Here is a 26,912-nt window from a genome sequence, read left to right on the forward strand (position 1 = left end):
TATAGTGACAGGCATTGCGATTCCGGTCTTTGAGGACCGAGTAGGGCATCGGGTCGAGCGGCGGCGTGGAAAAGGCAACGGACGCTTTCAGGACGATCAGTGAGGTTGCGGAGGAGCTTGATCTTCCGCAGCACGTTTTGCGTTTCTGGGAGACCAAGTTCAGCCAGATCCGACCGATGAAACGGGGCGGCGGTCGCCGTTACTATCGCCCTGACGATGTCGAGTTGCTGCGGGGCATCCAGTATCTCCTCTACGGCGAAGGCTACACAATCAAGGGCGTTCAACGCATCTTGAAGGAGCAGGGCGCCCGTTTCGTGATGGAGGTCTGGCGCCATCCCGGTGAGCCGATTCCGGTGGTGCCAAATGCCGGTCTCAACGAAGAAGATGATTCCGACACCGTTGATTCAGGCTCCGAAGCCGATGAGTTCGAGGCGGAAATCGCCCCTGAGCCCATTCGTTCCTCGCCGCGCACCGAACCGCGCGTGGAGCCGTCGCCAGTGCGCGCGCCGGAAGTTGAGGAAGAGCCGTTACCGGCCGGCATCCTGCCGGAGAGTGTCAGCCGGAGTGGTTTCCGCTTCATGGAGCGCTTCCGCGGCCCATCCGAGCATGCGCCAGCGCAGTCCGGCTCGGGTGGACTGTCGCGCGAGGATATTCGGCGCCTGCAGTCGACCTTGTTCGAGCTCCTAGAATGCAAGCGTCTCCTCGACCAGACGCGCTGAGAATTCGTCTTGCGAGGGGAGAGGCGAAATTAGCACTTGTCGCGCCGGAACTAACCGGCTAAATCCCTCCCGTCCGGCGGAGACGTTTGGACGATGATTGGACGGGCAGTAGCGCAGCCTGGTTAGCGCACGTGTCTGGGGGACACGGGGTCGGAGGTTCAAATCCTCTCTGCCCGACCATCCATTCCCCCAATGTTGGACGGTCCTATTGAGATGCTGTCCGCTGGATATATGCATTCCAGAAGTCGACCTATCACATTCCTTTTCCGTGTATTGTGCTCCGAATGCAAGCGAGCAAGCGAAGAGAATCTGCAAGGCTGCGGCACACCTCACCAATCGCGAGCTATCTTTGTAAAAATTCTGAAATTTCCGATCCGGAGGGCTATGCCGCGTCAATTCCCTCAATTGCCCGGAGCTTCGGAATAGCAAAATCTGTAAAGGCTCTCACCACGGGCCTCATGAAGCGCACTGAGGGGTATGCGAAATACGCTTCGGTTGATTTGACTTCATATTCGGGCAGGATGCGAATCAACGCCCCTGAAGCAAGTTCTTCATTCACCAGGAGCTGCTGCACAGGGCCAGCTGCGTGCCCCCGCAATAGGGTGGCCGAAATCACGTCGGCGGAGTTGGTGCGGATGACTGGCCGGACAAGAATCTCCACCGATCCGTCCGCTCCCTGAAGCGTCAATATATCGCGTGGCGACAACAAGGCGGCACTGGTTATGACCCCGATCTCCGACAGTCGTCCCGGAGTATCTATTGGTCCTGTTTTTTGCAGCAAATCCGGAGATGCCACTAGAATACGCCGGATGGCTCCGAGACGGCGAATGATCAGATCCTGAACCGAAGGCCGTCCATATTTTATGGCAAGGTCAAAATTCTCGTAGATCAGATCGACCTCGCGATTTTCCAGAATCAGATCGACGGTAACGGCCGGATGCTGCTGCTGGAACGCCATCACGATGGGATGCAGATGCCTCGATCCGATGCAGGATGGAGCATGAAGCCGAAGCAATCCCTCGACCTCGCCCATGTCATGACGCACACCTTCCAGCGCCGCATCTATCGTCGCCAGTGCCGCCCGGCTTGCCTCATAGAGAGCCTGGCCTTGAGCTGTCGGGCTCACGGCTTTGGTCGAACGCTCGATCAGCCGAGCTCCGACATGCCTTTCCAGATTCCGCAAATGTTTGGTGACCGCTGGCTGGGTGACAGCCAGGTCCTTGGCGGCCGCCGTCACTGAGCCACGTTCCACCGTCCTCACGAATGCCCGCAATGCAAGGCCGATATCCATCATCATTCCCATCGGTTATGATAAGGATAACCTCATAACATATAGACATTAATGCTGTCAGGATGCTTTTCCTTGCGGGGTCAAACTTCCACGAGGATTGCAGTTGAATGGTATTGAGCAGACGAAACTTTCTTATCGGATCGCCTTTGGTGCTGGCCGGATGCGCCACACAACAACAGACCAAAGTTGCAGCGCTCACGCCGCAGGCTGATCCCTCCTATCTCGCCATGTATTCGTCTATCGACACGGAGCCTTTCCCGGTTCCCACTGTCGATCTGAAACAGGTCAAACCGCAATTCCTGCGCAGAGAGGTCGCCTATCAGACCAATGAAGAGCCAGGAACAATCGTTGTCGATCCGGTTGCGCGATATGCATATCTCGTGATGGAGAATGGTCGCGCGCTACGTTACGGGGTTGGCGTTGGCAAACAGGAAGCTTTCAATTTTCAAGGTGAAGCGACCATCGCCCGTAAGGCCGAGTGGCCGGGCTGGCGTCCCACCCCCGATATGATTGCGCGCGACCCGGCGCGGTACGGCCCGCTGAAAGATGGGTTGCCCGGTGGAGCCGGAAATCCTCTCGGACCTCGCGCTCTTTATCTCTATCGGAACAATCAGGATACCTACTATCGGCTCCACGGAACTGTGGAGCCCTGGACTATAGGGACAATGGTGTCTTCCGGCTGCGTTCGACTGCTCAATCAGGACATCATGGATTTATATCGGCGGGTGCCAGTCGGAACGAAGGTCGTCGTGCTGACTACCAGCGCCGCGACCGCCTAGAGCGTTGGGCCGACGCTATAATCCTAATTTTGCAGCGCTGCAAAAGTTGGGCAAAAATGAAGCATTCCCGAGAAGAACTTGGCCCATAGTGCCTCCTTCCACCCCCCAAAAAAAGACTGCGCCATCAAAGCCTGGGATTAGACACCTAGACCGTCCGTCGGCTTGAAAAGCCGGGGACCCACGGCAGGCCCGCGCTCAAAGCGCCGCTGCGCATGCCGTCACGCGCCGCCTCCCGATTTGTGGATTGTGGCAGGCGGGTTATTACATATCTTCCAAACCGGTTCGGATTTCTTTATTTCTACGATTGAAATAATCCACTCAAGTGTCGAGGGCCGGTCGTTTTCGCGGCAGGAAACGGTGGATTAGGTTCGGATTGCGTTTTCAAACCGGTTCGAAGGCTATATCAGCCAGGACACTTTGTCCGGCCGTGGTTCTGGAGGGCCATCGGTGAATCTGAGAGAGCTTGCCCAGCACCTGGGACTGTCCAAGACGACCGTCAGCCGGGCTCTCAATGGCTTCTCCGAGGTCAACGAGGAGACGCGCCTGCGTGTGCTTGAGGCGGCGCGGCGCTTCAACTACACGCCCAATGTCAGCGCCAAGCGGTTGGCCACCGGCGAATCCGGAGCGTTCGGCGTGGTGCTACCCGGCGCCTCGGCGGAAATGGCCGATCCGGTATTCGGCGAATTCCTGGCTGGGTTGGCCGATGGGGCGGGGCGCTGCGGCCGCGATCTCTACGTCAACGCCACTTTCGACGGCGAGGAGGCCGGCTATCGTCGGTTGGCCCGCGCCAAGGCGGTCGACGTGATGATCCTCGCCAACCTCAAGGTCGAGGACCTCCGCATCCGCTTGCTGTCGCACCTTGGTTTGCAGACGGTGACCTGCGGCCGCACCGCCGGCTCTCTGATTTATCCGCACCTCGACATTGATCATGAGGACGGCGTGCGCCGGGCCGTCGATCTGCTCGCCGGCCTTGGCCACAAGACCATTGCGCTGGTGACCGGCCCGGCCGACCTCTCTGCCTCCGAGCAGCGCATGGTCGGCTGGCACGCCGCGCTCGGTCGCCATGGGCTGGTCGCGGAAGCTGGTCTATTCGCCGCCGGGCCCGCCACCGAGGGCCATGGATATCGCGCCACGCGCGCGCTTCTGGTCTCATCGACGCCGCCGACCGCTTTCGTCTGTGCCTCGATGTTCCTGGCCTCCGGTTGTTGCCGGGCGATCGGCGATTTTGGCCTTACGATCGGCAGGGATGTTTCGGTCATCGCCCATGACGATGGCCTTGCGACCGTGAGACCGGAGGCCTTCGAGCCGGCGCTCACCACCACCTTCTCATCGATTCGCTCCGCCGGCCTCCGCGTCGCAGAGCTTGCCGCCTCTTTGGTTGGCGGCGCCGATCCGGCCGACCTCTCCGAGGTCTGGGCGGTTGACCTTATCTTTCGCGACAGCGCCCAGGCGCCGCCGCGACGATGACGAACCAAATCCTTCGCCGGCTGGAGCCGGAGAGCATGCGTGAGAGTTAAACGAAACGGGGCGCTAACGCCGCCTGATTGAAAAATCCGGGATCTGACGGAGTCTTGTTGTGGTTGATCATTTGAAAGACGCGTCCGGCGGCGGAAAGCCGCTCGACGCGAAAGATGGGCTTTCCCTGAAAGCTCCGATCGGCGGTTGGCTTGTTTCTATCGCCGACGTTCCCGACCCGGTATTCAGCGGCCGCATTCTCGGCGACGGTTTCGCTATCGATCCGACGGACTCGATCCTGCGAGCGCCTTTTGCCGGCGTCGTCACCTCGATCCACCGCGCTCATCATGCGGTGACGTTGCGAGCTGAAGATGGTGCCGAGGTTCTGATGCATATCGGCCTCGACACCGTGGCGCTCAAGGGCGACGGCTTCACCCCGCACGTGGCGGAAGGCGACCGGGTCAATACCGGCGATCCGCTGATCAGCTTCGACATGGACATCATTTCGCAGCTGGTTCGCAGCATGGTGGTTCCGGTGGTGCTGACCAACGGCGAACGCTTCACGCTCACCGTTCCCGCCGTCGATCATGAGATCGCGGCCGGCGACGCGGTGGCCAGCATTGCCGCCAAGGGCGAGGCGACAGCATCCTCGGCCGGTGAGGCCGGGGGAGATGCGACCGTCGTCAAGGTGCGCGTTGCCGATCCCAACGGCATCCATGCCCGCCCGGCCGGGCTGATTGCCGAGGCGGCCAAGACCGGCGCCGCCGAGGTGATCATCCGCCTGGGCGACCGCAAGGCCAGCGCTGCCAGCCCGGTCGGGCTGATGCTGCTCGGCGCTGTGCATAACGATGAACTGACCATCGAGGCTAAGGGTGCCGATGGCGCCGAGGTGGCCAATCGCATCGCCGCGCTGCTGGGCGGGCCGGAGGCCACGATGGCCGCTGCTTCCGCTCCGGCGTTGGCAGCCGCGCCTGAAGTCGTTGCCTCGCCGGTGGCCAACGCGTTGCCCACGGCCGATGCGCCCGAGCTCTGGGGACCAGGTGTGGCCAAGACCATCGAGGGCAACACCGCCTCGCCGGGGCTTGCCGTCGGCGTTTCGGTGCGGATCACCTCCGAAGACTTTGAGGTTTCCGAGACCGGTGCCGATGTCGAGCTGGAAATCAAGGAGCTGCGCGCCGCTCTCAAGACGGCCGCTGCCGACATCAGCGCCAAGATCGCGGCCAGCAAGGGACAGCAGGCCGAAATCCTGAAGGCTCATCTGTCCTTCGTCGAGGACCCGGATCTGCGCGACGCCGCCTGGACGCTGATCCGCGACGGCAAGAGCGCCGGTTATGCCTGGAAGACGGCGATCGATCGTCAGGTTGCCGCGCTGCGCAAGCTTGGCAATCCGGTGCTGGCCGAGCGAGCCTCCGACCTCGAGGACGTTCGCCGCCGCGTTCTGGCCATCCTGCTGGGTGTGTCCGGTTCGGCGACGGTGCTCCCTGATAACGCCATCATCTTTGCCGCCGATCTCTTGCCGTCGCAGTTTGCCGATCTCGACCTTACTAAGGTGGCGGGCATCGTGCTGGCCTATGCCGGGCCGACGGCGCACGTGTCGATCCTTGCCGCGTCGAAGGGAATTCCAGCCGTTGTCGCCGCCGGCGTCGGCGTGGTGTGCGTGCCTGACGGGCAACCGGTCATCCTCGATGCCGACCAGGCAAGCGTGCGGATCAACCCGCCGGAGGGCGATCTCGCCGACATCCGCGCCACCGTGATCCGCCGCCGCGAGCGTCTGGCCGCCAACCGCGCCGCCACTCAGGACGACTGCTACACGGCCGATGGCAAACGGATCGAGGTAGTCGCCAATCTCGGCGGCCCGGCCGACGTTGCCGTGGCGCTGGAAGGTGGCGCCGAAGGCTGCGGCCTGATGCGGTCGGAATTCCTGTTCCTCAACCGCACCACCGCGCCGAGCGAGGACGAGCAATACGCCCAGTATCAGGCGATCGCCGATGGCTTGAAGGGACGGCCGCTGATTATCCGCACCCTCGACGCCGGTGCCGATAAGGACGTGCCCTACGCCAACCTGCCGAAGGAGGAAAACCCCGCCCTCGGTTTGCGCGGCGTGCGCATGAGCCTGTGGCAGCCCGAGCTGCTCAGGACGCAGATCCGCGCGCTCCTGAGGGTGAAGCCTTACGGCCAGTGCAAGATTCTGCTGCCGATGATCGCCACGATCGCCGACCTTCGGGACGTGCGCAAGGTGATCGACGAGGAGACGAAGGCGCTGGGACGCACGACGCCGATTGAGGTCGGCATCATGGTCGAGGTGCCCTCGGCGGCGCTGATCTCCAAGACGCTGGCCGCCGAAGCCGACTTCCTGTCGGTCGGTACCAATGATCTGGCGCAGTACACGTTGGCCATTGACAGGGTGAACCCGCGCCTGGCCAAGCAGCTTGATCCCTTCCATCCGGCGGTGCTGCGGCTGATCCAGCTGGCGGTCGAGGGAGCGAAAGCGCACGGCCGCTGGGTTGGCGTCTGCGGTTCGCTCTCTTCCTTCCCGCTGGCCGCGCCGGTGCTCATCGGCCTCGGCGTCACTGAATTGTCGGCCACCTCCGGCTCGATCGCCGAGATCAAGGCGATGGTGCGAACGCTCGACATGAACAAGTGCAAGGCGGTCGCCGAAGCGGCGCTCGCCCTCGAATCCGGCGAGGCGGTGCGCCGAATGCTCGCCCAGTCCTGGCCCGAAGCTTAAGTCTCAGAGGTTCCCAATCATGTTCAAATCCGCATTCGGAGTGCTGCAGCAGATCGGCAAGGCGTTGATGCTGCCTGTCGCCGTGCTGCCCGTCGCCGGCCTTCTGCTCGGCATCGGCGCGTCCAACTTCTCCTTCCTGCCGGAGATCGTGTCGCAGGTGATGGCCAAGGGTGGCGATGCCATCTTCGGCAATCTGCCGATCATCTTCGCCGTCGGCGTCGCCCTTGGCCTTGCCAAGAATGACGGCGTTGCCGCCATCGCCGCCGTTGTCGGCTATTTCGTCATGACCGCGACGCTCGGCGCCATGGCCGTGTTCCTGCAGGTGCCTGTCTTGGCCGGCAAGACGGTACCGACCATCGACACCGGCGTGTTCGGCGGCATCATCATCGGTGCCATCGCGGCGTCGCTGTTCAACCGCTACTTCCGCATTCAGTTGCCGTCCTATCTCGGCTTCTTCGCGGGCAAGCGTTTCGTGCCGATCGTCACCGGCCTTGCGGCGATTGCCGCCGGCGTGGTGCTGTCCTTCGTCTGGCAGCCCGTGCAGTCCGGCATCGACATCTTCTCGCACTGGGCGGCTGAAAACGACCCGCGCCTCGCCGCGACCGTCTACGGCTTCGTCGAGCGCCTGCTGATCCCCTTCGGCCTGCATCACATCTGGAACGTGCCGTTCTTCTTCGAGATCGGTTCCTACACCGACGCCGCCGGCAAGGTCGTTCACGGCGACATCAACCGCTTCTTCGCAGGCGATCACACCGCCGGTATCCTGTCGGGCGCCTTCCTGTTCAAGATGTGGGGCCTGCCGGCCGCCGCGATTGCCATCGCCCACACCGCCAAGCCGGAAAACCGCGTCAAGGTCATGGGCATGATGGTCTCGGCCGCCCTGACCTCGTTCCTGACCGGCATCACCGAGCCGATCGAGTTCTCCTTCCTGTTCGTCGCCCCGGCGCTCTATGCCGTGCATGCGGTGCTGGCCGCCACCACCCAGTTCGTTGCCAACACGCTCGACATCCACATGGGCTTTACCTTCTCCCAAGGTGGCATCGACTTCCTGCTTTTCAACGTGTTCGGCCCCAACGCCCATAACTGGTGGATGACGCTGATCCTCGGGCCTATCTATGCCGCGATCTATTACGGCGTGTTCCGGTTCGCCATCCTGAAGTTCAACTTCAAGACGCCCGGCCGTGAAGACGATGGCGTGGCCACCGTTGAAACGGCAGATGAGGCGCTCGACGGCAGTGATCGCTTTGCCACCGCCCGCAAGCTCGTCACCGCCTTCGGTGGCGCTCAGAACATCACCAACCTCGATGCCTGCATCACCCGTCTGCGCGTCGGCGTCGCCGATATCGCCAAGGTGGATCAGCCGAAGTTCAAGGAAATGGGGGCCGCCGGTGTCATGGTGGTTGGCCAGGGCCTGCAGGTGATCTTCGGCACCCAGTCCGAAAACATGAAGACCGACATGGAAGAGTATCTCCAGTCGCAGCCCGCCGGTGGCGCCGCTCCCGTTGCCGCCGCGGCTCCGATTGCCATCAAGGCAGCCGCCGGTGCGCCGTCGGCCGCCGCCCGCCTCAAGGCCGATCAGATGATCGATGCCCTCGGTGGACGCGCCAACATCGTCTCGGTCGAGGCGGTGTCCGGCACCCGCGTCCGCGTCGAGGTGGCCGACCCCAAGCGGTTCGACCAGTCGCTGGTCAAGAAGGCCGGCGTGCGGGCTGTCGCTACGCTTGGTTCTGCCAACTATCATCTGATCGTCGGCGAGGACGCCGGCGAGGTGGCACAGGCCCTGTCCGCCTGACGGCTCTGCTGCTCAAAAGCTGATGAAACAGCGCCGCTTTCCCCAGGGGAAGGCGGCGTTGTTTTGTTTGGTGGAAGGCGTGTTCTTGGTGAGCCACCGCTGATTGGGCGGTGACGAAGGTTCAAATCATAGGCGTTCGTACCGATCCGAAACTTTCGCTTGAAATGATACGAAAGGAAAATCGAACCGAAACGAAGATCAATCGAACTTTGTTGCGGCGAGCGAGACGGGACGGCATGTCGAACCACTGCCGTCTTGCGCGCAAGGAGCGGAGCATGGCGGGCAGTTTCGGAGTGGGGCCTCTTCCCGATAGCGCCGACGTCGTCGTTATTGGCGGCGGCGTCGTGGGAAGCGCGATCGCGCGAGAGCTTTCGCGATTTGAATTGTCGGTCGTGCTGATCGAGCGCTCCCCCGATGTCGCGACCGGTACGTCCAAGGCCAACAGCGGCATCCTGCACGCTGGCTTCGATGCCGAGCCGGGCACCTGGAAAGCGCGCCTCAACGTGCGCGGCGCCGCGCTTTATGCCGAGCTTGCCGAAGGCCTCGGCATCCCGCGCAAGGCGACGGGAGCGCTGGTCGTGGCAAAAGACGCCGCGCAGATGGAGACCGTCGCGGATCTTCGTCGGCGCGGGATCGAGAACGGTGTACCCGGCCTCGAGATCTGGAACACCGATCAAGTGGTTGCGCATGAGCCGAACATCTCGCCCGAGGTGGCCGGTGCGCTCTGGGCGCCCAGTGGCGCCATCGTCTGTCCGTTCCTGGCGACGGTCGGCTTTGCCGAGAATGCCATTCGCAACGGCGTGCGCATCATCACCGAATGCGTGGTGACCGGCCTCGATGTGGCGGGCGGGCGGGTCGTGGCGGTGCAAACCACGCGCGGCCGCATTGCAACTCGCTTCGTCGTCAACGCCGCCGGCCTCCATGCCGGCGACGTGGCGCGCATGGCCGGCGACGGCAGCTTCACGATCAAGCCACGCCGGGGCGAATATATCCTGTTCGACCGCAGTGTCGGTCAATTGGTCAACACGGTGTTGTTCCCGACGCCCGACAAGGTGTCGAAAGGCATCCTGGTGTCACCCACCGTGCATGGCAACGTGTTCATCGGCCCCGATGCCGTCGACATCGATGATCCCGACGACAAGGAAACCACGGCGGGCGGGCTTGCCGGCATCATCGCTGGCGCCCGTCGCATCGTGCCGGCGCTGCCACTCGGTACGGCGATTACCGAATTCGCCGGCTTGCGCGCCGCTGCCGGCAAGGATTTCGTGATCGGCCCGTCGCCGGTGACGCGCGGTCTCGTCCATGCCGCCGGCATCCAGTCGCCCGGGCTGACCTCGGCGCCGGCCATTGGCGAGGTCATCGTCGAGATATTGGGCGAGGTCGGTTTGAAGCTCCGGCCGAAGGCGAGCTTCGTTCCGATCAATCCGGAAAAGCCGCGCTTCCATGATCTTGATCGCGAAACTCAGGCGCGGCTGATTGCCAGCGATCCGCTATTCGGCCGTGTCATATGCCGCTGCGAGACCATCACTGAGGCGGAGATCGTCGCTGCCATCCAGTCGCCCTGCGGTGCCCGCACCGTCGACGGCGTCAAGCGACGGGTAAGGGCAGGCGCCGGGCGCTGTCAGGGCGGCTTCTGCGGACCGCGCGTCACGGCGATTCTCGCGCGTGAGCTCGGCATCCCCGTTACCGCCGTCCGAAAGGACTCGGCGGGGTCGTGGCTATTCCTGTCGCGCGCCCAGCTCGAAGCCGGGGAGGGCATTCATGCGTGAGTTTTCCTACGACGTGGTGACCATCGGCGGCGGTCCCGCCGGTATGGCGGCGGCGCTCGCCGCGCGGGAAGCCGGCGCGGAGCGCGTGCTGATCCTAGAGCGGGATCGTGAACTCGGCGGTATCCTGCAGCAATGCATTCACAACGGTTTTGGCCTACGTCGCTTCGAGGAGGAGCTGACCGGACCTGGCTACGCCCACCGCTACATCGACATGGTCAAGGCGACCGACATCGACGTCTGGCTCGACACGACGGTGCTGGCTGCCGAGCCGGGCGGCGTCATCACCTCGGTCAGCCCGCATGCCGGGCTGACAGTCGTCAAGGCGAAGTCGGTGGTCTACGCCATGGGCTGTCGCGAACGGACGCGTGGCGCCATCCGCACCCCAGGCAGTCGGCCGGCCGGCGTGTTCACCGCCGGTGCCGCCCAGCGCATGGTCAACATGGAAGGTTACCTGCCGGGCAAAGAGGTGGTGATCGTCGGTTCTGGCGACATCGGCCTCATCATGGCCCGCCGCATGACCTTCGAGGGCGCAAAGGTGAAGGCCGTCTTCGAGATCATGCCGTATTCCAACGGCCTGACCCGAAACATCGTCCAGTGCCTTGAGGATTTCGACATTCCTCTCTACCTCGGCCACTCGGTGACGGCGATTCACGGTAAGGATCGGGTGACTGGAATCACCGTGTCGCAAGTGAACGACAGGCTGGAAGTGATCGATGGAACGGCCTTCGACGTGGCTTGCGACTGTGTCTTGCTCTCGGTGGGCCTCATTCCGGAAAACGAACTCGGCCGCGCGGCCGGTGTCGCCCTCGATTCGATTACCAGTGGCGCACGGGTCGACCAGTTTCGTGAGACATCGCTCCCTGGGTTCTTCGCTGCCGGCAACGTGCTGCATGTCCACGACCTCGTCGATTGGGTTTCCGAGGAGGCGGCGATCGCTGGTCGCTCGGCGGCTCGCCACGCCCGTGGGGAGCTTGCCGCTTCCGGCCAGGAGCGTTCCGTCATGGCGGGCGAGGGGCTTCGCACCGTCGTGCCGCAGCGCCTCTCCCCGTTCGAGCCGGGTCGAATGAGCGTCCGCTTCTATTTCCGGGCATCGAAGCCGATGGGCGCGTCGCTCTTGCAATTCTGGGCGGATGGCGTGCTCGCCTTCGAACGCAAGCTCAGGGTGGTCAAGCCCAGCGAGATGATTGTCGCCGACATTCCCGTCCGCAAGATCGGCGATGCCATGACGCTTGAATTCCGGGTCGTTGCGGCACCCGAGAAGATCGATGCCGAGGACGAAATCGAGGAGGAGGCATGATGGAACGCTTGGTCCACGCCATCCAATGCATCGGCTGTCCGATAGGCTGCGGCGGCGAAGTCACCGTCGAGGACGGTGTGGTTGCAGAGATGACCGGCTTCACCTGCAACAAGGGGCTTGCCTATGCCGCCGAGGAAGTGGTGGCGCCAAAGCGCATGGTGACGACGACGGTGCGGGTATCGGGCGGTGGCTTGCCGCTGCTGCCTGTCGTGTCGGTCAATCCGGTGCCGAAGGAGCGCATCTTCGACTGTTTGCGACTTCTGCGTGGTGTGTCGGTTGTCGCGCCAGTCGCCGAGGGAGCAATCATCATTTCCGATGCGCTCGGTCTCGGTGTCGATTTCCGTGCTGCCCGCGAGATTTCCTTACTTTAATAGGCATTTTCCTGATTGATGATGCGCACCGGCGTCAGCATCAGAATGTAAAGATCGAACAGAACCGACCAATTCTCGATGTAGTAGAGGTCGTGTTCGACGCGTGCGTGAATCTTATCGGACGTATCGACTTCGCCGCGCCAGCCATTGATCTGCGCCCAACCGGTAACGCCGGGCTTGACCTTGTGACGAGCGAAGTAACCGTCGACCACCTCTTCCCAGAGCTTGTGCTCGGTATGGGCGTTGACGGCGTGCGGGCGCGGGCCGACCAGCGACAGGTCGCCTTTCAGCACGTTGAATAGTTGCGGCAGCTCGTCGATCGATGTCTTGCGAATGAAGCGGCCGACCGGCGTCACGCGCGGGTCGCCGCGCGTGACGACCTTTTCGGCCTTGATGTCCGCCTTGTCGGCGTACATCGATCGGAACTTCATCACCGAGATCACTTCGTTGTTGAAGCCATAGCGCGGCTGACGAAACAGGATCGGCCCCTTGGAGGTCGCCTTGACGGCAATCGCCGCGCCGAGCATCAGCGGCGACAGCGCAACGATGGCAAGGCTGGCGATGGTCACGTCGAACACGCGCTTCGACACCTGCGACCAGCCGGTGATCGGTCGATCGAACAGGTCGAGGAACGGAACGCGGCCAATGTAGGAGTAGGAGCGTGGGCGGAGGCGCAGCTTGCTGGTATGGGCAGCGAGGCGGATATCGACTGGCAGCACCCACAGTTTTTTCAGAAGCTGCAGGATGCGCACCTCGGCGGTCGGCGGCAGGGCGACGATGACGAGGTCGATCGCGGTGAGGCGGGCGAAATCGACGAGATCGGAGGTATTGCCGAGCTTGGGGAAGCCGCGCTGGTTCTCCGGGCTGCGGTCGTCGTTGCGATCGTCGAAGATGCCGAGGATGGCAAGTTCGTTGCCGCCGGTCTCCTCGAGCGCTGTGATCAGGGACTCTGCCATGGCGCCACCGCCGAGGATGACGGCCCGCTTCTGCAAGCGCCCGGCGCGGGTTAACCGGCGAGTCGCCGTCGCGGTAACGGCGGAGGAAAGACCGAGTGCCATCACCCCGGCCACATACCAGACGGGGAACCACAGGCGGGCGATGCCAGGCGCGCCGTCCCCTATGACGATCAGCACAGAAACAAAGCCGAAGACGCTCGACCAAGCCAACAGCAGCTTGGCGAGACGCTGGGAGTGGCGGCGCAGCAGCGATAGGTCGTTGGCGCCGAGTATCTGGGCGACCAGCAGCGTCAAGCAGGCCGCTCCAATGGGAATCGCCATGGTAAGGCCGGCCAGCGATACCGAGAACAGCGGCAGCAGACCGACGCCGACGATGGACAGGCAAAGCCCCTCGAAAGCCGCGGCAAGCCCGCTCACCAGCGATGGAGCGATGGAAGCGTCGCGGTAGTTCTCGGCAACCGTCGCCGCTGTTGCCGCGTGGCGGGGAACAGGCTCGGAGGCTGGCTCTGTGGCGCTCATTGCAATCCATTTCGAAGATCAAGGCGACTGATGTCGCCATGATCCCGCAAAAGTCCTGAAGTGAAGTAAAATTGCGGACAATTTGTCCGCTTCAGCATTGGTAAATCTCAGCCGTCAAAATAGCCGCTGAGCAATTTTCAATACGTCTCCGGGGCGGACCAGAGCGCTCGGAGGCAGTATGCCCGTATAATTCTTGCCGTTCAGCCGGCGCGAAACTTCGATACGGCGCTCGTCGGCCCGTGAGGTGAAGCCACCGGCAATGGCGATGGCCGTCTCGATGGTCATGGTGTTGACGTAGGTATATTGGCCAGGATTGCGCACCTCGCCCATGATGAAGAAGGGGCGGTAGGTGTCGACCTCGACCGTCACGTCGGGATTGGTGAGGTAGCCTTTCTTGAGGCCTCTGGTGAGGGCGCCGGCCAGCTCCTGCGTGGTCAGGCCGCGCGCTACGACGTTGCCGACCAGAGGGTAGGCGATGTAACCCGACTGATCGATGGAAAATGTGCCGGATAGTGCCGTCTGTTCGAAAACGGTAACGCGCAGCTTGTCGCCGCTGTCGAGTCGGTAAGGGCCGTCAAGTCCGTCGGGGAAGGGAGGTTGCGCGTCCGCCGGCTGCCGCCGGGGCAGGGCCGTGCAAGCGCCGAGGCCGAGCAGAGCCAGACCGAGAAAGGCGCGTCGCCGCATGCGAAAACCCCCACCAAATCAGCGCGAATACGTGAGGTGACCCTAGTGCGGCATGGTTAAGGAAAGGAAAATGCTGGTCGGCATTCCTTTATGAAGTCTTGACGAGGCCGGGAAAACGTCAGCGACGGTAACAATTTCGCGATGCTTAACGAGCTGGTTACCATCCCCGACCATGCTTTTCGTATGCGAAGGCAAGCTCGACCCATGACCGTGTTCGACCAGACCCCTGCCGGTGAGGCGGGAGACGGCGCGCGTCCGGCTGGTTTCCGGCTTATTTTGCGTCGAGCATCTCTCTTGGTGGCGCTGGCCGCCTCGGTCGCGGCAGCGACTCACGGTCTTCTTTCCGGCCTGCCATCCGATGTCGAAGTGCGCGCCAGTCTGACCATCGACCGCAAGGGTGTAGCTGAGAGCGTCATCGACGCTGCCTTTCTGGATGCACAGGCTAAACTTATCTCTTCCCGGGATACCTTGCGCCGGGCGGCGACTGAACTCGGCGTTACCGATGCCGGCGTGTTTTCGAAGCCGCCGCTTCAGGTGCGTGTGCTCATGGCGGTGGGCTTGGGTGGTGCCAGCAAACTGGTGTCACCCGAAGAGCGCCTGACTGATGCCTTGGCGGCACGATTCTCGGCTGTACCTTCTGGGCGTGGCCGAGCGATTGACGTGCGATTTTCGTCCGAGAATACCAATTTTGCCGTGCGATTCGTTGACCGTGTCATAGCTGACTATCTTTCCCTCCAGGGTACAGATGGTGGCGTGGGGGCGCGTTTGGTGTCAGACGCGGCACCGGTCGAGCAGGTGGTGAGCCTTTCTCCTTCCGCTGGGGCCTCGTTGGTTGGCCTGTCCGTGCTGATGCTGGGTGGAATTGCGATGGCCGCGAGCCGTTGGCGCCGCGGCGAGACGACCGAATTGCCCGAGGAGGCGCCGCTTACTGTCTGCGCCCTAAAACCCCTTGATCTGAAGATTTCCCGCGACCAAGCCTCGCCGCCGACCGAGGTGATGGTCGGGTTTCCCGCCGCAATGCCGGTTGCCCCCCCGATCATTCCCGGTGTCGATCTCGCCGGTCGTCGGCGGGTCGCGGTGGCATGCTTCGGGGAGGGCGATGAGAATCATCGCCTTGTCGACGAACTGGCCCGCGATGGTAGCTTCAACGGCGCGCGCATCGTCGTCATTGGTGCTGGCCGACGCACCGACGACCGACCGGGCTTGGCCGAGCTTCTCGCCGGAGAAGCTGATTTCGCCGATGTCATTCAACGCAACGCGACCTCGCGCGCCCATGAAATCGGCGCCGGGCGCAAGCCGTTGGCGGCGCTCGCCTTCGATACCGAAGCTGCGTCCATGCTGCTCGAAGCGCTGGAGCAAACCTACGATCTGGTGCTGATCGACCTCGGCCGGCTGCGTGCCGATCCGGCTTTCACGCTGTTTGCCAGGCTCGCAGGTCAGTTGATGCTGACCGGTGACGCCGATCCCGGCGCCGTCGACACGCTTCTTGCCGCTCTCGGCCGCCGTGGTATTACCAGTATCGTGCGCGTTGCCGCGCCATCTGGCGACATTGCCGCCTGATATCGAAAGACAAGATCTAGCCTGCCAAGCGACGATCCGGCCTCGCCATCCAGGCGATGAGCAGCCCGGCCGGCGGTACCCAGAGCAGGCCAGCCACGACATAATAGACGAGTTGCCACCAGAAGTTCACGCCGGGTAGCACCGCCACTGCGACCACCATGGCGATGAGCGCGTAGACCGGCACGGTGATCACCAGGATAACGGCGCCGATCAGCTTCCTGAGACTTGGGGACATGCTCGCCTCCGCCGTTCTTGACTCCGACATCTGCGCCGGGATGGCCCGCTGTCACGCAAATATCGGAGTCGAACCACTTGTCAGTCGATTTGGGCGAGCGCCTGCTCAAGATCGGCGATGATATCGGCGACATCTTCGATGCCGACCGAAAGCCGAACCACGTCCGGCCCCGCGCCAGCGGCCACCTTCTGCGCGTCGGTGAGCTGCTTGTGTGTGGTCGAAGCGGGATGGATGACCAGCGAGCGGGTGTCGCCGACGTTGGCGAGATGGGAGAACAGCTCGACGCTTTTCACCAGCGTCACACCCGCCTCGTAGCCGCCCTTGAGGCCGAAGGTGAAAACGGCGCCGGCGCCCTTCGGCGCATATTTCTGCTGCAGGCCATGGTAACGGTCGCCCGGCAGGCCGGCGTAGGACACCCAGGCCACCTTGGGATGGTCGGACAGGTATTCGGCCACCGCCATGGCGTTTTCGACATGGCGCTGCATGCGCAGCGGCAGTGTCTCGATGCCGGTCAGGATCTGGAAGGCGTTGAAGGGCGAAATGCAGGGGCCGAGATCGCGCAGGCCGAGGGCGCGGCAGGCAACGGCGAAGGCGAAGTTGCCGAAGTTCTTGTGGAAGACCAGGCCATTGTATTCGGGACGCGGCTCGCACAGCATCGGATAGCGGTTCTCGCGCGACCAGTCGAAGTTGCCGGCATCGACGATGATGCCGCCCAGCGAGTTACCATGCCCCGCCAGGAACTTGGTCAGCGAGTGCACGACAATGTCGGCACCGTGCTCGATCGGCCGGCAGAGATAGGGCGTCGCCAGAGTGTTGTCGACGATGAGCGGCACGCCGGCCCGCTTGGCCACGTGAGCGACGGCGCCGATGTCGGTGATGATGCCGCCGGGATTGGCAATCGACTCAACGAAGATCGCCTTGGTGCGTGGCGTCACGGCCTTTTCGAAAGAGGTGGGATCGGCGGGGTCGGCCCAGACAACGTTCCAGCCGAAGTTTTTGAAGGCATTGTTAAACTGGTTGATCGAGCCGCCGTAAAGCTTGCGGGAAGCAATGAACTCGTCGCCGGGCTGAAGAAGGGTATGGAAGACGAGAAGCTGCGCGGCATGACCCGACGCCACGGCGAGCGCTGCCACGCCGCCCTCGAGCGCCGTGACGCGTTCTTCCAGCACCGCCTGCGTCGGGTTGGTCAGGCGTCCGTAGATGTTGCCGAACGCTTCGAGGCCGAACAGCTTGGCCGCCTGATCGACATCTTCGAAGACGTAGGATGCCGTCTGATAAATGGGGGTGATCCGGGCGCCGGTGGTTGGGTCCGGAGCAGCGCCGGCGTGGATGGCAAGCGTCGAGAATCCGGGGGTCTGTTCGGTCATCTGTCTCTCCCTCATCGCCGCCAGGGGCGCGCCCATCACGCTGAAAAACCTGATCGATAACGAGCGCTACGGCTTGGCGGGTGCTTTGGTCGGCGTTTTGGCCGACACCCTAATCCTTCGACCGGCGACGAGACAAGGGCGGCGTCAGACCTGCCGCCGCTTTCCCGATAACCGGCCGGTAGCCAGCGCCGCGAGGGCGAGAAGCGCGCAGAGCAGAGCTCCGATCAGCGAAGGGTGGGGCCGCCCGATCATCGCGGCCAGGAAAGAAAGTGGCGGTATCTCGCTTTTGAGACGCGCCTCTCCGCTCCTTATGGCTGCCGGATCGCCCAGCCAGAAGCGCTCCAGAAAATAGAGGCGGGCTTCGCCAATCGGCTGACCGCCAAATTCAACGCCGAGCAGATGACGTCGGTTGTCCGGTCCATCGCCAAAGGCGCAACGCAGCCGGCCCGGCCAGCTTCCGAAACCCTCGGTCACCCGGTAGCCGATTTCGAAGACGCCCGGCAGATCGTCGGAACGCGTGAGACTGCCGACGACAAGCTGACCACTTTCTTCAAGGGCGGGCAGGGCATTAAGGCAAGCGCGAGCGTCGCGGTAACCGTCCGCCAGCGACCAGCCCTCGGCCGCGAAAACCGAGGCGATGGCCGCGGCGGTCACTATCGTAAGAAGGCGGGCGGGCTGCACGTCAGCCCTTCAACTTGCGAGCGACGTCGCGCGCGAAGTAGGTGAGAATGCCATCGGCGCCGGCCCGCTTGAAGGCGACGAGGCTCTCCATCATCGCCCGCTCGCCGTCGAGCCAGCCGTTGCGAGTCGCCGCCATGATCATCGCGTACTCGCCGCTGACCTGATAGGCGAATGTCGGCACCTGGAACTCGTCCTTGAGGCGCCGCAGAATGTCGAGGTAGGGCATGCCAGGCTTGACCATGATCATGTCGGCCCCCTCGGCGAGGTCAAGTTCGGCCTCCTGGATCGCCTCGTCGGAATTGCCGGGGTCCATCTGATAGGTGCGCTTGTCGCCACGCAGCGTCTTGCTGGTGCCGATCGCGTCGCGGAACGGGCCATAGAAGGCTGAGGCATACTTGGCTGAATAGGCCATGATCTGCACGTGCTCGAAACCGGCGTCGTCAAGCGCCGCGCGGATGGCGCCGACGCGGCCATCCATCATGTCCGAGGGGCCTATGATGTCGGCGCCGGCCCGCGCCTGGTTGAGGGCCTGTTCGCAAAGCACCGCCACCGTTTCGTCGTTGAGGATGACATCACCCTCAAGCAGGCCGTCGTGGCCGTGGCTGGTGTAGGGGTCGAGCGCCACATCCGTCATCAAGCCGATGTCCGGAACGGCGGTCTTGATGGCCCGAAGTGCTCGGCAAATGAGATTATCCGACGCTAGCGCTTCGCTGCCGTTCTCGTCGCGTCTTGTCGGATCGGTATAGGGAAAGAGTGCGATGGCCGGAATGCCGAGGGCCGCCGCCTCGGCGGCGTCGTGCACCGCTTCGTCGACCGACAGGCGCTCGACGCCGGGCATCGAGGCGATCGGGGTACGCACGCCGACGCCGTCGATGACGAAAATCGGCCATATGAGGTCGTCGACCGAGAGGCGAGTTTCACGCACTAGGCGCCGCGACCAATCAGTCTGGCGCAGGCGGCGCATGCGGCGGCCACCCAGAATGTCGCGCATATTGGGCGTGGCGGCGCCTCTGGAGAAAGGATTATTCGTGGTCATGATGAGGAGTCCTGCCAGCGGAAAGCGGTGTCGCTTTAGCACGGCTCGGCCTCTCGCTCTATACGCGGGGTATGATTTGATCGATACTCCGGCGCTGAAAAATGAAGCAGCGAACAAACCGAAAGGAATACCGGATGAGCGGTAACGGCGACTCGCGGCGGCCCGAGGGGTTCGACGCCGGCCTCTGGAATCGGTTTGATGCCCGCCTGACGCTGGTCATCTATGTGCGCCTTCTGTCGACGGTGTTCCTCGTCGCCGGCCTTTTGCGCTGGGCGACCATTCTCGGCTTAGGGGTTCCGAGCGGCAATTTTCTGACCCTGTCGTCGCCTGTCATCGTAGCTACGCTGTTTTTCGCTGTTGCCGATCTTGTCGCAGCGGTCGGCCTCTGGCTGCTCGCCTCGTGGGGCACTGTGGTCTGGATGATCAGCGCGCTCACCGAGACCGCGCTCTATAGCGCCTACAATCCGCAGTTCGGCCGCAACTACCCGCTGATGATCTTCCATATCGGTACGGTGGCGCTCTATGCTGTGCTCTCGGCTTATTACGAGCGAACACGCGATCGTCTGTGAAGGTCAACAAAGAGTTATTGCGTAAAATTTGCCAATTCGTCTCAACCGGCTTTCTCGACCGGAGTCGGGTCGATGAAAACTAGGTCGAATTTAGCGGATTTTCGCTGAAATTCATGGGGTCGTTGGCTTTTTTGGGTCGTAAAGCCCTGCTTTACCAAAGCGAAGACTCTGGCAGGTTTGGAATCGCGTTAAACTAATATTCAGCTTGCCCCTTAAGCCGATTTTCAAAGCTCTCGGCTACTGTCGTGATCAAGGCGGACAAAGAGCCGCATCCAAAAAGTACGACAGAGAGGCTTTCCACCATGGCCAACGCCAAGCGCGCCTATGATCTTTACGCCACCGAGCCCGAAGAAGAGCAGGGCCTCCAGCCGCTCTACCTCGAGTCTCTTCGTCTCGTCGAGCGCCTGCACCGCCGCCTGCTCGACGTCATCAAGGACGAGTTCGATCGCTCGGGCCGCACCGACGTCAACGCCGTTCAGGCACTTCTGCTGTTCAACATCGGCGACAGCGAGCTGACCGCCGGCGAACTTCGGACGCGCGGTTACTATCTGGGCTCCAATGTTTCCTACAATCTCAAGAAGCTGGTTGAGATGGGATACATTCACCACCAGCGTTCGCGCATGGATCGCCGTTCGGTCCGCGTCAAGCTGACCGACAAGGGGCAGGCGGTCGCCGACATCGTCGGTAAGCTGTACAACCGTCACATCATTTCGATCGAAACGGTCGGCGGTATCAACCGCGACGACTTCAAGGTGCTCAACAAGTCGCTTCAGCGGCTGGAGCGCTTTTGGACCGACCAGATCCTCTACCGGCTCTGAGTGCATCACTGGCGCTCCTAACCCTAGGATTCCGAAGTCGAAAACATGCGACTTCGGTGCGCTTTGGATCATCGGATCCCGTATCGCCCCGCTTTTGGCAACGGCCGCCGTGCAACAACGGCGGCCGTTTTGCTTTTTCTGACCAAGCCATCTTCAGAAAAATCGGCACGTGACTTGAGTGAAAGTCAACGTGCCGGTTGTTACCTGTATATCCATTCGTCCAGTGTCAAATCTGACATGTACATTTCGAGAAAGATAATATCTCCAGAAAAGACCCATCAGGGTGAACGCCGATACACCGCCTTTTCTCGGTCGTTAACCATTCTTTAACACTTTGATGTCAGATGTTAAGTGTATCGAGCATGTCGGTTGGAACGCTTCCTCCCCTTTCCTGAGACCGGATGCATCGAACGTCTCAACTCCTCCCGAGACGCGCAACTTGGCCCTGAGCGCCCTCCCTGCGCCCAGGGTCTTTTCACGTCCTTTTGTTGCCATGCCGTTTGATCGGGTCTGGCCTGCGCTGCGAGCAGAGGCGTTTATAGTCCTCGATTTCGCCATGAATTGCCGATAAACGGCAGGCCATTGAAGCTGTCATGCGAGTCCATCGCAGGCGCTTCGTTTGCGCGGGAATCTGCCGGAAAGGCTCCGTTAACCAAGACCGTTGTCCATTGGTCTAGGTTACGGGCGCTTTTGCCCGATTTGCCGGCGTCTGAACGTTTCGATCTGGAGTGCGGTCGTGAAGGGATCATTTTTATCGATGGCGGCAAGTCGCCGCGGGGTGCTCAAAGCTGGCCTCGCCGGCGTGACGGCGCTGGCCGCTTCTGCCTCGAAGGCCCAGACACTGCTGGCCCAAACGGAATGGACGGAGGGGTTCGACGTGTCCGCTCCCGCCGACCTCTCGGCGCCGACGACTCGGCCCTCGATTTCCGGCCAGTCGAACGTCTTCACCGAACAGGCGATCTCCCAGTATTCGGCCATTGCCACGCAAGGCGGTTGGCCCCAGGTACCGACGGGTGGTGCGCTCCGTGTCGGCGTGGAAAACCAGACCGTTGCGACGCTAAGGCAGCGTTTGATGGTCACCGGTGATCTCGACCAGAGCGCAGGCGTGTCCACTGCCTATGACAGCTTCGTCGACGGCGCCGTCCGCCGCTTCCAGTCTCGTCACGGCATCATCGCCACCGGCGTGGTGGACGATGCGACGCTGCGCCAGCTCAACGTGCCTGTCGAGATGCGTCTTCAGCAGCTGCAGCTCAATCTGGTCCGCCTGCAGACGCTGCCCAACCCGCTCGGCGGTAGTAGCGACCGCTACGTCATGGTCAACATCCCCGGTGCGGAAATCGAGACCATCGACGGCGACACTGTGCATTCGCGGCACCGGGGCGTGGTCGGCAAGATCGATCGGCAGACGCCACTTCTCAATACGAAGATCACCATCATCAGATTCTTCCCCTACTGGACGGTCCCCAAGAGCATCATCCTCAAGGACCTGATCCCGCAGATGCAGAAGGATCCGTCCTATCTCGACCGGCAGAAGATCCATACTTTCGATCCGCGCTCGGGCACCGAGGTTCCCTGGCAGTCGATCGACTGGAAAACCGACCAGGCGGTCAACTACATGTTCCGCCAGGAGCCGGGCGACCTCAACTCCATGGGCACGGTGAAGATCGACTTCCCCTCGCCGGAAGGTGTCTACATGCATGACACGCCGAGCAAGGGTTTGTTCGGCGGCAACGACCGGTTCCATTCCTCGGGCTGCGTCCGCGTTCAGAACGTCCGCGAATACGTCTACTGGATCCTGAAGAATACGCCCGACTGGCCGAAGGATCGTATCACCGAGGCGCTGACCTCCGGCGAGCGCATCGACGCGCCGGTGGCCGATCCGGTGCCGCTCTACTTCCAGTACATCACGGCCTGGGCGACGCCGAACAACACCGTCGAATTCCGTGACGACATCTACCAGCGCGACGGTCTTGGCGTGCCTATGTCGCCCGAGGCTCAGAATCAGGCGCAGGCCGGCTGAATTCTGTTGCGTTCCATGCTAGCTTGAGCCCGTCCGGTATCCCCGGGCGGGCTTTTTGCTGGATGGTGTTTGAATGGCGGGGAGTCCGGAAGGGCGGCAGGTCTATTTCGAGTTCATCGCCCTCGGTAACACCGTGCGCGTCTCCGCCATCTGTTCGGTCACCGGCGTCGAGGTGCAGGTCATCGGTCCGATTAATGCTGCCCGCCACGATCTCGAGCGCCTAGCGCTCAGGAAGCTCGAGCGACGGCTCGCCGAAACCGATGCGCCGCCGTTGCCCGTTTCCGGCCGGGGAGGGTTCTCCGTATAGATGCGTGCCGCGCTTGCTGAAACCCTCGCTTTTCTTCACGCTCTCGCCCAGCGGGCCGGCGTCGCGCCGGTCTTGTTTGGCACGGCTGTCCTCGAACTTCGTGGCATTGGTGATTTCCGTGCCGCTGATCTTGACGTCATTGTCGGCGCGGAGGAAGCAAAGGCGCTGGCGGCCGCGTTCGGCATCGATCCGGGCGGGGAGGGTGGCAACGACCGATTCCGCTCGCGGGTCCACCTGCATCTCGAAGGCGCGCCGCTCGTCATCGACGTGATGGCCGACATGAGCATCGGTACGGCCGATGGCTGGATGCTCTATGAAATCGGGGAGGCGCAGGAGATCGAGGTGGATGGCAGACAGTTTCGTGTCGCTTCGGCCACCGATCTCAGGCGATTCTATAGCCTTGCCGGACGCGCGAAGGATGACGCCAAGATCGCCGCGCTTGCCAGAATCTCGGGCTGATCCGGCCGAATATTCGATTTAAGCAGGGCTGCCGGCCGCCGGATGGGCGGTCCTCAGGTTGATGGCACCCCCCCGCCCGTGATAAGCGAGCCCCGTCACGGGCGCGCGTGGCGCCGGGGCATTTCGTCCCGGTAAGTCCGGCCCAAGAAACGTCCCTTGACGGAATGGAAACCCAAATGTCCAACACGACCAGCGCAGAGCTTGCCAATTTCTTCCATAGCTCCCTCGCTGAGGTTGATCCCGCGATCGCCTCCGCCGTGGCGAAGGAGCTCGGTCGTCAGCAGCATGAAATCGAATTGATCGCTTCGGAGAATATCGTCTCCAAGGCGGTTCTCGAGGCGCAGGGTTCCGTTCTGACCAACAAGTATGCCGAGGGTTACCCAGGTAAACGCTATTATGGTGGTTGTCAGTTCGTCGACATCGCCGAAAACCTGGCCATCGAGCGCGCCAATGCACTGTTCGGCAGCAAGTTCGCCAACGTGCAGCCCAACTCGGGCAGTCAGGCCAACCAGGCGGTGTTCCTGGCACTCGCCAAGCCCGGCGATACGGTGCTTGGGCTCGACCTCGCCTCGGGCGGCCATCTGACGCATGGCGCCAAGCCCAACATGTCGGGCAAGTGGTTCAACGCGATCACCTACGGTGTCCGCGCCCAGGACCACCGCATCGACATGGACCAGCTCGTGGCGCTGGCCAAGGAGCACAAGCCCAAGATCATCATCGCCGGCGGCTCGGCCTACAGCCGTGTCTGGGATTTTGCCGCCTTCCGTGCCATCGCCGATGAGGTGGGCGCTTACCTGATGGTGGACATGGCGCACTTCGCTGGGCTTGTGGCGGCTGGTGAGCATCCCTCGCCGTTCCCGCATGCGCATGTGGTCACCACCACCACGCACAAGACGTTGCGCGGACCGCGCGGCGGCATGGTGCTGACCAACGACGAGGATATCGCCAAGAAGATCAATTCGGCGGTGTTCCCAGGGCTGCAGGGTGGGCCGCTGATGCACGTCATCGCCGGTAAGGCTGTGGCGCTGCTCGAGGCGGCGCAGCCGACCTACAAGACCTACATCAAGGCGGTGGTGGAGAATGCCCGCGTGCTGTCGGACGAATTGAAGCGCGGCGGCGTCGACATCGTCTCGGGCGGGACCGACAATCACCTGATGCTGGTCGACCTCCGCCCGAAGGGGCTCACCGGAAAGGTGGTGGAGGCAGCGCTCGGCCGCGCTGACATCACCTGCAACAAGAATGGCGTGCCCTTCGATCCGGAGAAGCCGACCATCACCTCTGGTATCCGCCTCGGCTCGCCGGCTGCCACCTCGCGTGGCTTCGGTGCTGGTGAGTTCAAGGAGATCGCCAACCTGATCCTGCAGGTGCTCGATGGACTGAAGGTCAACGGCGAGGATAACAACGACGGTGTCGAGGCGGCAGTGAAACTGCGCGTCAAGGCGCTGACCGACGCTTTCCCGATCTACGGCTGATCTATCCGTATTCCGAGATACGACGACCGCCGCGTGGGGAAACCCGCGCGGCGGTTTTGTTTTGGGCTGCCATGCGGAGCGGCGCCGGAGTTAGGCGGCATCCTTGTGGCTCTTGTCGAGCTGCTGGAGGAACTCGATGCTACTCACCGCCTGCTCGATGCTGCTCCGATGGCCGGCGACCATTGACGACAGGTCGGCTATCGATCGTTCGAAATGACCGCTTTGGGCGAAAATTTCCTCGACGTTGCCGATGATGTGTTTGTAGCGCGCGCCTTCCTCAGAAAACTCCACTTTGGTGGCGTCGATGATGAGGCCGAGTTCGCGAAGCGATTCCTCTATGTTGGCGATGGCGGTCTGCGTGTGGCCGAGCGTGGCCTTTGTGTCGTTGGCAAGCTTCTTCACTTCGCCCGCCACCACGCCGAAGCCTCGGCCGGCCTCACCGGCGCGTGCTGCCTCAATGGTCGCATTGAGGGCGAGCAGGTTGGTTTGGCCAGTGATGTTATCGATGACCGAAACGACTTTTCGCAGGGCGGCGAGCGCATCGTTGAGTCCGCCGAAGCGGGCTGCCAGCGCCTCTGTGTTAGAGGGTTTGTTGCTCTGCTCCGAGCGGGACCCGACCATTGCGGCTCGGATGCCCGACATGACTTCACCGACGTTGGAAATCTCCGATAGCGTGCCCTCGATTTTCGAGGATGTCTCAAGGTAATCCGAGATCTTTTCGATAACGCCGGTTCTCAGGCGGTTGAGGATTTCGACACGCTTTAGCCTGTTCCGGGTGAAGTAGTTGACGAAACTCGCATAATGGATCGCGAAATTGTCGAGATACTCATCGGAGAATTCCTTTTCGACATTTGCGAAAAAGACGATCGCCGACAGGGTCTGATTGATATTGATGCCGAACAATTCGCCGTAGGTCGAGAACCCCGCCACGGGGGCCGGCCAGATACCGCCGGTCCGCGACAATGCTCCGGCATTGGACAGACGGCGCAGAATGCAATCGTTCATGAGAACGCCGACCGGCTTCGGTTTGCCACGCAAGTAGCGTTCGACGTCCGTGCGGGTTTGCTCCAGAAAGTCGGTCTGCTCAAGCATCGTCAGTTCGTCGCCGGAGCCGATGTCGCAGTAGAAGTAGAATACTTCTTTCTCCAGATCTATTTTTGCCACTGAGCGGACGAATAACTCATTGCCCAGCTCGATGCCGAATGCCTTGCCCTTCAGCGCCGTCTCGAGCTTCGCCGGTTCGACCTTCAGGGCGGCCGACAGGGCTTTGACCAGAGAGATAACCCTGCCGCTCTTTTCGTCCATGACGGCACTGACCGATCGCCGGTCGGGATCGGCGTCGACGACCACGAAGCTCGGGCCGATCTTGCGGAAGTTCTGGCTCTTCATGACGCCATAGCGCTGCCCGGCGGCCATCTTGACGAAGGCGACGACGGCATGATCCTTCACAACCTGCCGGCCGTCGAACAGCAACGTCTCGCTGAAAGTCAGCGCATCGCCAGCCGATCCGCCGATGAACAGACATGGGAACCTGCCCGCCTCGTACACGGCCTCCATGAAGTAACTTTCCGACATCGACAGGCCATCGACGAAGGTCAACGCAAAGGTCGACTTGGCATCGAGATGCATGGTCGGCTTCACGGAATTCAGGGCGGAGACGATCTTGCCGATGCGCGTGCCATGCGACATTGTCGACCGACCGGCTCGTAGGTCTTGCGATGAGAGCGGGACCGAGAATACCTCGACCTTCTCAATCAGGGTCGGCGAAAAAACCTGCAGAACAACGTTCTGCCAGCTTCCATCCGTCTCGCAATAGATCTTCTCGCCGCCTCTGGCGCAAAGCTCACCGGCGGTTGTCGTCGCCACCACTTCGGCCGAGGGAGCCAGTGACTTTATCTTGCGGGTCGCACCCGCGAAGTCCACCTTTGGCGAGACGAAGGCGAGGATCAAACTGGCCGGGCGTCCGTCGAACAGAAAGTCGTTCGGGCCGATACCGGAGAGACTGGCGTCCGTCCGCATAATCCGCAG

General features: G+C 62.2%; 23 protein-coding genes and 1 tRNA gene. 16 read left to right on the forward strand and 8 right to left on the reverse strand.

The window, feature by feature from the left end:
* The first annotated feature begins 65 nt into the window (after positions 1-65).
* Both AB6N07_RS13600 and AB6N07_RS13605 read left to right on the forward strand, forming a co-directional pair.
* The gene (locus AB6N07_RS13600; RefSeq protein ID WP_370673628.1) at positions 66-719 is read left to right on the forward strand and encodes a MerR family transcriptional regulator; all 654 of its coding nucleotides are present in this window, start codon (positions 66-68) and stop codon (positions 717-719) included.
* Positions 720-821: 102 nt separating this feature from the next.
* Positions 822-899: transfer RNA gene (locus AB6N07_RS13605), tRNA-Pro, on the forward strand.
* Between the two features lie 202 nt (positions 900-1,101).
* Here AB6N07_RS13605 and AB6N07_RS13610 read toward each other — a convergent pair.
* Positions 1,102-2,010 carry a LysR substrate-binding domain-containing protein gene (locus AB6N07_RS13610; RefSeq protein WP_370673629.1) on the reverse strand — a complete coding sequence of 303 codons (909 nt, stop codon included), beginning with the start codon at positions 2,008-2,010 and terminating at the stop codon, positions 1,102-1,104.
* Between the two features lie 107 nt (positions 2,011-2,117).
* On the opposite strand from AB6N07_RS13610, the gene AB6N07_RS13615 reads away from it, so the two are divergent.
* The 7 genes from AB6N07_RS13615 (at position 2,118) to AB6N07_RS13645 (ending at position 12,201) form a co-directional block, all read left to right on the forward strand.
* A complete protein-coding gene (locus tag AB6N07_RS13615) occupies positions 2,118-2,789 on the forward strand; it encodes a L,D-transpeptidase (RefSeq protein WP_370673630.1) in 672 nt (223 codons plus the stop codon).
* A 447-nt stretch (positions 2,790-3,236) separates the two neighbouring features.
* A complete protein-coding gene (locus tag AB6N07_RS13620; protein ID WP_370673631.1) occupies positions 3,237-4,256 on the forward strand; it encodes a LacI family DNA-binding transcriptional regulator in 1,020 nt (339 codons plus the stop codon).
* A gap of 109 nt (positions 4,257-4,365) precedes the next feature.
* Complete coding sequence (ptsP, locus tag AB6N07_RS13625; protein ID WP_370673632.1) at positions 4,366-6,972, forward strand: phosphoenolpyruvate--protein phosphotransferase; 2,607 nt, start codon at positions 4,366-4,368, stop codon at positions 6,970-6,972.
* A 19-nt stretch (positions 6,973-6,991) separates the two neighbouring features.
* Positions 6,992-8,764 carry a PTS glucose transporter subunit IIBC gene (gene ptsG / locus AB6N07_RS13630; protein WP_370673633.1) on the forward strand — a complete coding sequence of 591 codons (1,773 nt, stop codon included), beginning with the start codon at positions 6,992-6,994 and terminating at the stop codon, positions 8,762-8,764.
* 275 nt (positions 8,765-9,039) lie between these two features.
* Positions 9,040-10,533 carry an NAD(P)/FAD-dependent oxidoreductase gene (locus AB6N07_RS13635; protein ID WP_370673634.1) on the forward strand — a complete coding sequence of 498 codons (1,494 nt, stop codon included), beginning with the start codon at positions 9,040-9,042 and terminating at the stop codon, positions 10,531-10,533.
* Positions 10,526-11,830 (forward strand): NAD(P)/FAD-dependent oxidoreductase, encoded by a 1,305-nt coding sequence (locus AB6N07_RS13640; RefSeq protein ID WP_370673635.1) that lies wholly within the window; start codon positions 10,526-10,528, stop codon positions 11,828-11,830. Before AB6N07_RS13635 ends, AB6N07_RS13640 begins: the two co-directional genes overlap by 8 nt.
* The gene (locus AB6N07_RS13645) at positions 11,827-12,201 is read left to right on the forward strand and encodes a DUF1667 domain-containing protein (RefSeq protein ID WP_370673636.1); all 375 of its coding nucleotides are present in this window, start codon (positions 11,827-11,829) and stop codon (positions 12,199-12,201) included. The genes AB6N07_RS13640 and AB6N07_RS13645 overlap by 4 nt, the downstream gene beginning before the upstream one ends.
* Here AB6N07_RS13645 and AB6N07_RS13650 read toward each other — a convergent pair.
* Both AB6N07_RS13650 and AB6N07_RS13655 read right to left on the reverse strand, forming a co-directional pair.
* Positions 12,198-13,676 (reverse strand): undecaprenyl-phosphate glucose phosphotransferase, encoded by a 1,479-nt coding sequence (locus AB6N07_RS13650; protein WP_370673637.1) that lies wholly within the window; start codon positions 13,674-13,676, stop codon positions 12,198-12,200. The genes AB6N07_RS13645 and AB6N07_RS13650 overlap by 4 nt on opposite strands.
* A gap of 114 nt (positions 13,677-13,790) precedes the next feature.
* On the reverse strand, positions 13,791-14,360 hold the full coding sequence (locus tag AB6N07_RS13655; RefSeq protein WP_370673638.1) for a polysaccharide biosynthesis/export family protein: 570 nt from the start codon (positions 14,358-14,360) through the stop codon (positions 13,791-13,793).
* A 204-nt stretch (positions 14,361-14,564) separates the two neighbouring features.
* Between AB6N07_RS13655 and AB6N07_RS13660 the strand changes: the two genes are divergently transcribed.
* Complete coding sequence (locus AB6N07_RS13660) at positions 14,565-15,920, forward strand: hypothetical protein (RefSeq protein ID WP_370673639.1); 1,356 nt, start codon at positions 14,565-14,567, stop codon at positions 15,918-15,920.
* Between the two features lie 16 nt (positions 15,921-15,936).
* Here AB6N07_RS13660 and AB6N07_RS13665 read toward each other — a convergent pair whose 3' ends face one another.
* The 4 genes from AB6N07_RS13665 to hemB all read right to left on the reverse strand — a co-directional run bounded on the left by AB6N07_RS13665 (position 15,937) and on the right by hemB (position 19,239).
* Positions 15,937-16,155 (reverse strand): DUF2842 domain-containing protein, encoded by a 219-nt coding sequence (locus tag AB6N07_RS13665; RefSeq protein WP_370673640.1) that lies wholly within the window; start codon positions 16,153-16,155, stop codon positions 15,937-15,939.
* 80 nt (positions 16,156-16,235) lie between these two features.
* Positions 16,236-17,522 carry an O-acetylhomoserine aminocarboxypropyltransferase gene (locus tag AB6N07_RS13670; RefSeq protein WP_370673641.1) on the reverse strand — a complete coding sequence of 429 codons (1,287 nt, stop codon included), beginning with the start codon at positions 17,520-17,522 and terminating at the stop codon, positions 16,236-16,238.
* 144 nt (positions 17,523-17,666) lie between these two features.
* Positions 17,667-18,203 (reverse strand): hypothetical protein, encoded by a 537-nt coding sequence (locus tag AB6N07_RS13675; RefSeq protein WP_370673642.1) that lies wholly within the window; start codon positions 18,201-18,203, stop codon positions 17,667-17,669.
* 1 nt (position 18,204) lies between these two features.
* On the reverse strand, positions 18,205-19,239 hold the full coding sequence (gene hemB / locus AB6N07_RS13680) for a porphobilinogen synthase (protein ID WP_370673643.1): 1,035 nt from the start codon (positions 19,237-19,239) through the stop codon (positions 18,205-18,207).
* Between the two features lie 134 nt (positions 19,240-19,373).
* Between hemB and AB6N07_RS13685 the strand changes: the two genes are divergently transcribed.
* The 6 genes from AB6N07_RS13685 (at position 19,374) to glyA (ending at position 24,884) form a co-directional block, all read left to right on the forward strand.
* Positions 19,374-19,808: a DUF6163 family protein gene (locus AB6N07_RS13685; protein WP_370673644.1), complete on the forward strand. Its 435-nt coding sequence runs from the start codon at positions 19,374-19,376 to the stop codon at positions 19,806-19,808.
* A gap of 302 nt (positions 19,809-20,110) precedes the next feature.
* Positions 20,111-20,626, forward strand: coding sequence for a transcriptional regulator LdtR (gene ldtR / locus AB6N07_RS13690; RefSeq protein WP_370673645.1), 516 nt, complete (start codon positions 20,111-20,113; stop codon positions 20,624-20,626).
* A gap of 757 nt (positions 20,627-21,383) precedes the next feature.
* On the forward strand, positions 21,384-22,646 hold the full coding sequence (locus tag AB6N07_RS13695; protein WP_370673646.1) for a murein L,D-transpeptidase: 1,263 nt from the start codon (positions 21,384-21,386) through the stop codon (positions 22,644-22,646).
* A gap of 73 nt (positions 22,647-22,719) precedes the next feature.
* Complete coding sequence (locus AB6N07_RS13700) at positions 22,720-22,953, forward strand: serine hydroxymethyltransferase (protein WP_370673647.1); 234 nt, start codon at positions 22,720-22,722, stop codon at positions 22,951-22,953.
* Positions 22,954-23,412 carry a hypothetical protein gene (locus AB6N07_RS13705; RefSeq protein ID WP_370673648.1) on the forward strand — a complete coding sequence of 153 codons (459 nt, stop codon included), beginning with the start codon at positions 22,954-22,956 and terminating at the stop codon, positions 23,410-23,412.
* 176 nt (positions 23,413-23,588) lie between these two features.
* Positions 23,589-24,884, forward strand: a complete 1,296-nt coding sequence (glyA, locus tag AB6N07_RS13710; RefSeq protein ID WP_370673649.1) for a serine hydroxymethyltransferase — start codon at positions 23,589-23,591, stop codon at positions 24,882-24,884.
* 90 nt (positions 24,885-24,974) lie between these two features.
* On the opposite strand, the gene AB6N07_RS13715 is transcribed toward glyA, so the two are convergent.
* Positions 24,975-26,903: an FIST N-terminal domain-containing protein gene (locus tag AB6N07_RS13715; RefSeq protein WP_370673650.1), complete on the reverse strand. Its 1,929-nt coding sequence runs from the start codon at positions 26,901-26,903 to the stop codon at positions 24,975-24,977.
* Between the last annotated feature and the right edge of the window lie 9 nt (positions 26,904-26,912).

Source organism: Pleomorphomonas sp. PLEO (assembly GCF_041320595.1).
Taxonomy (GTDB): domain Bacteria; phylum Pseudomonadota; class Alphaproteobacteria; order Rhizobiales; family Pleomorphomonadaceae; genus Pleomorphomonas.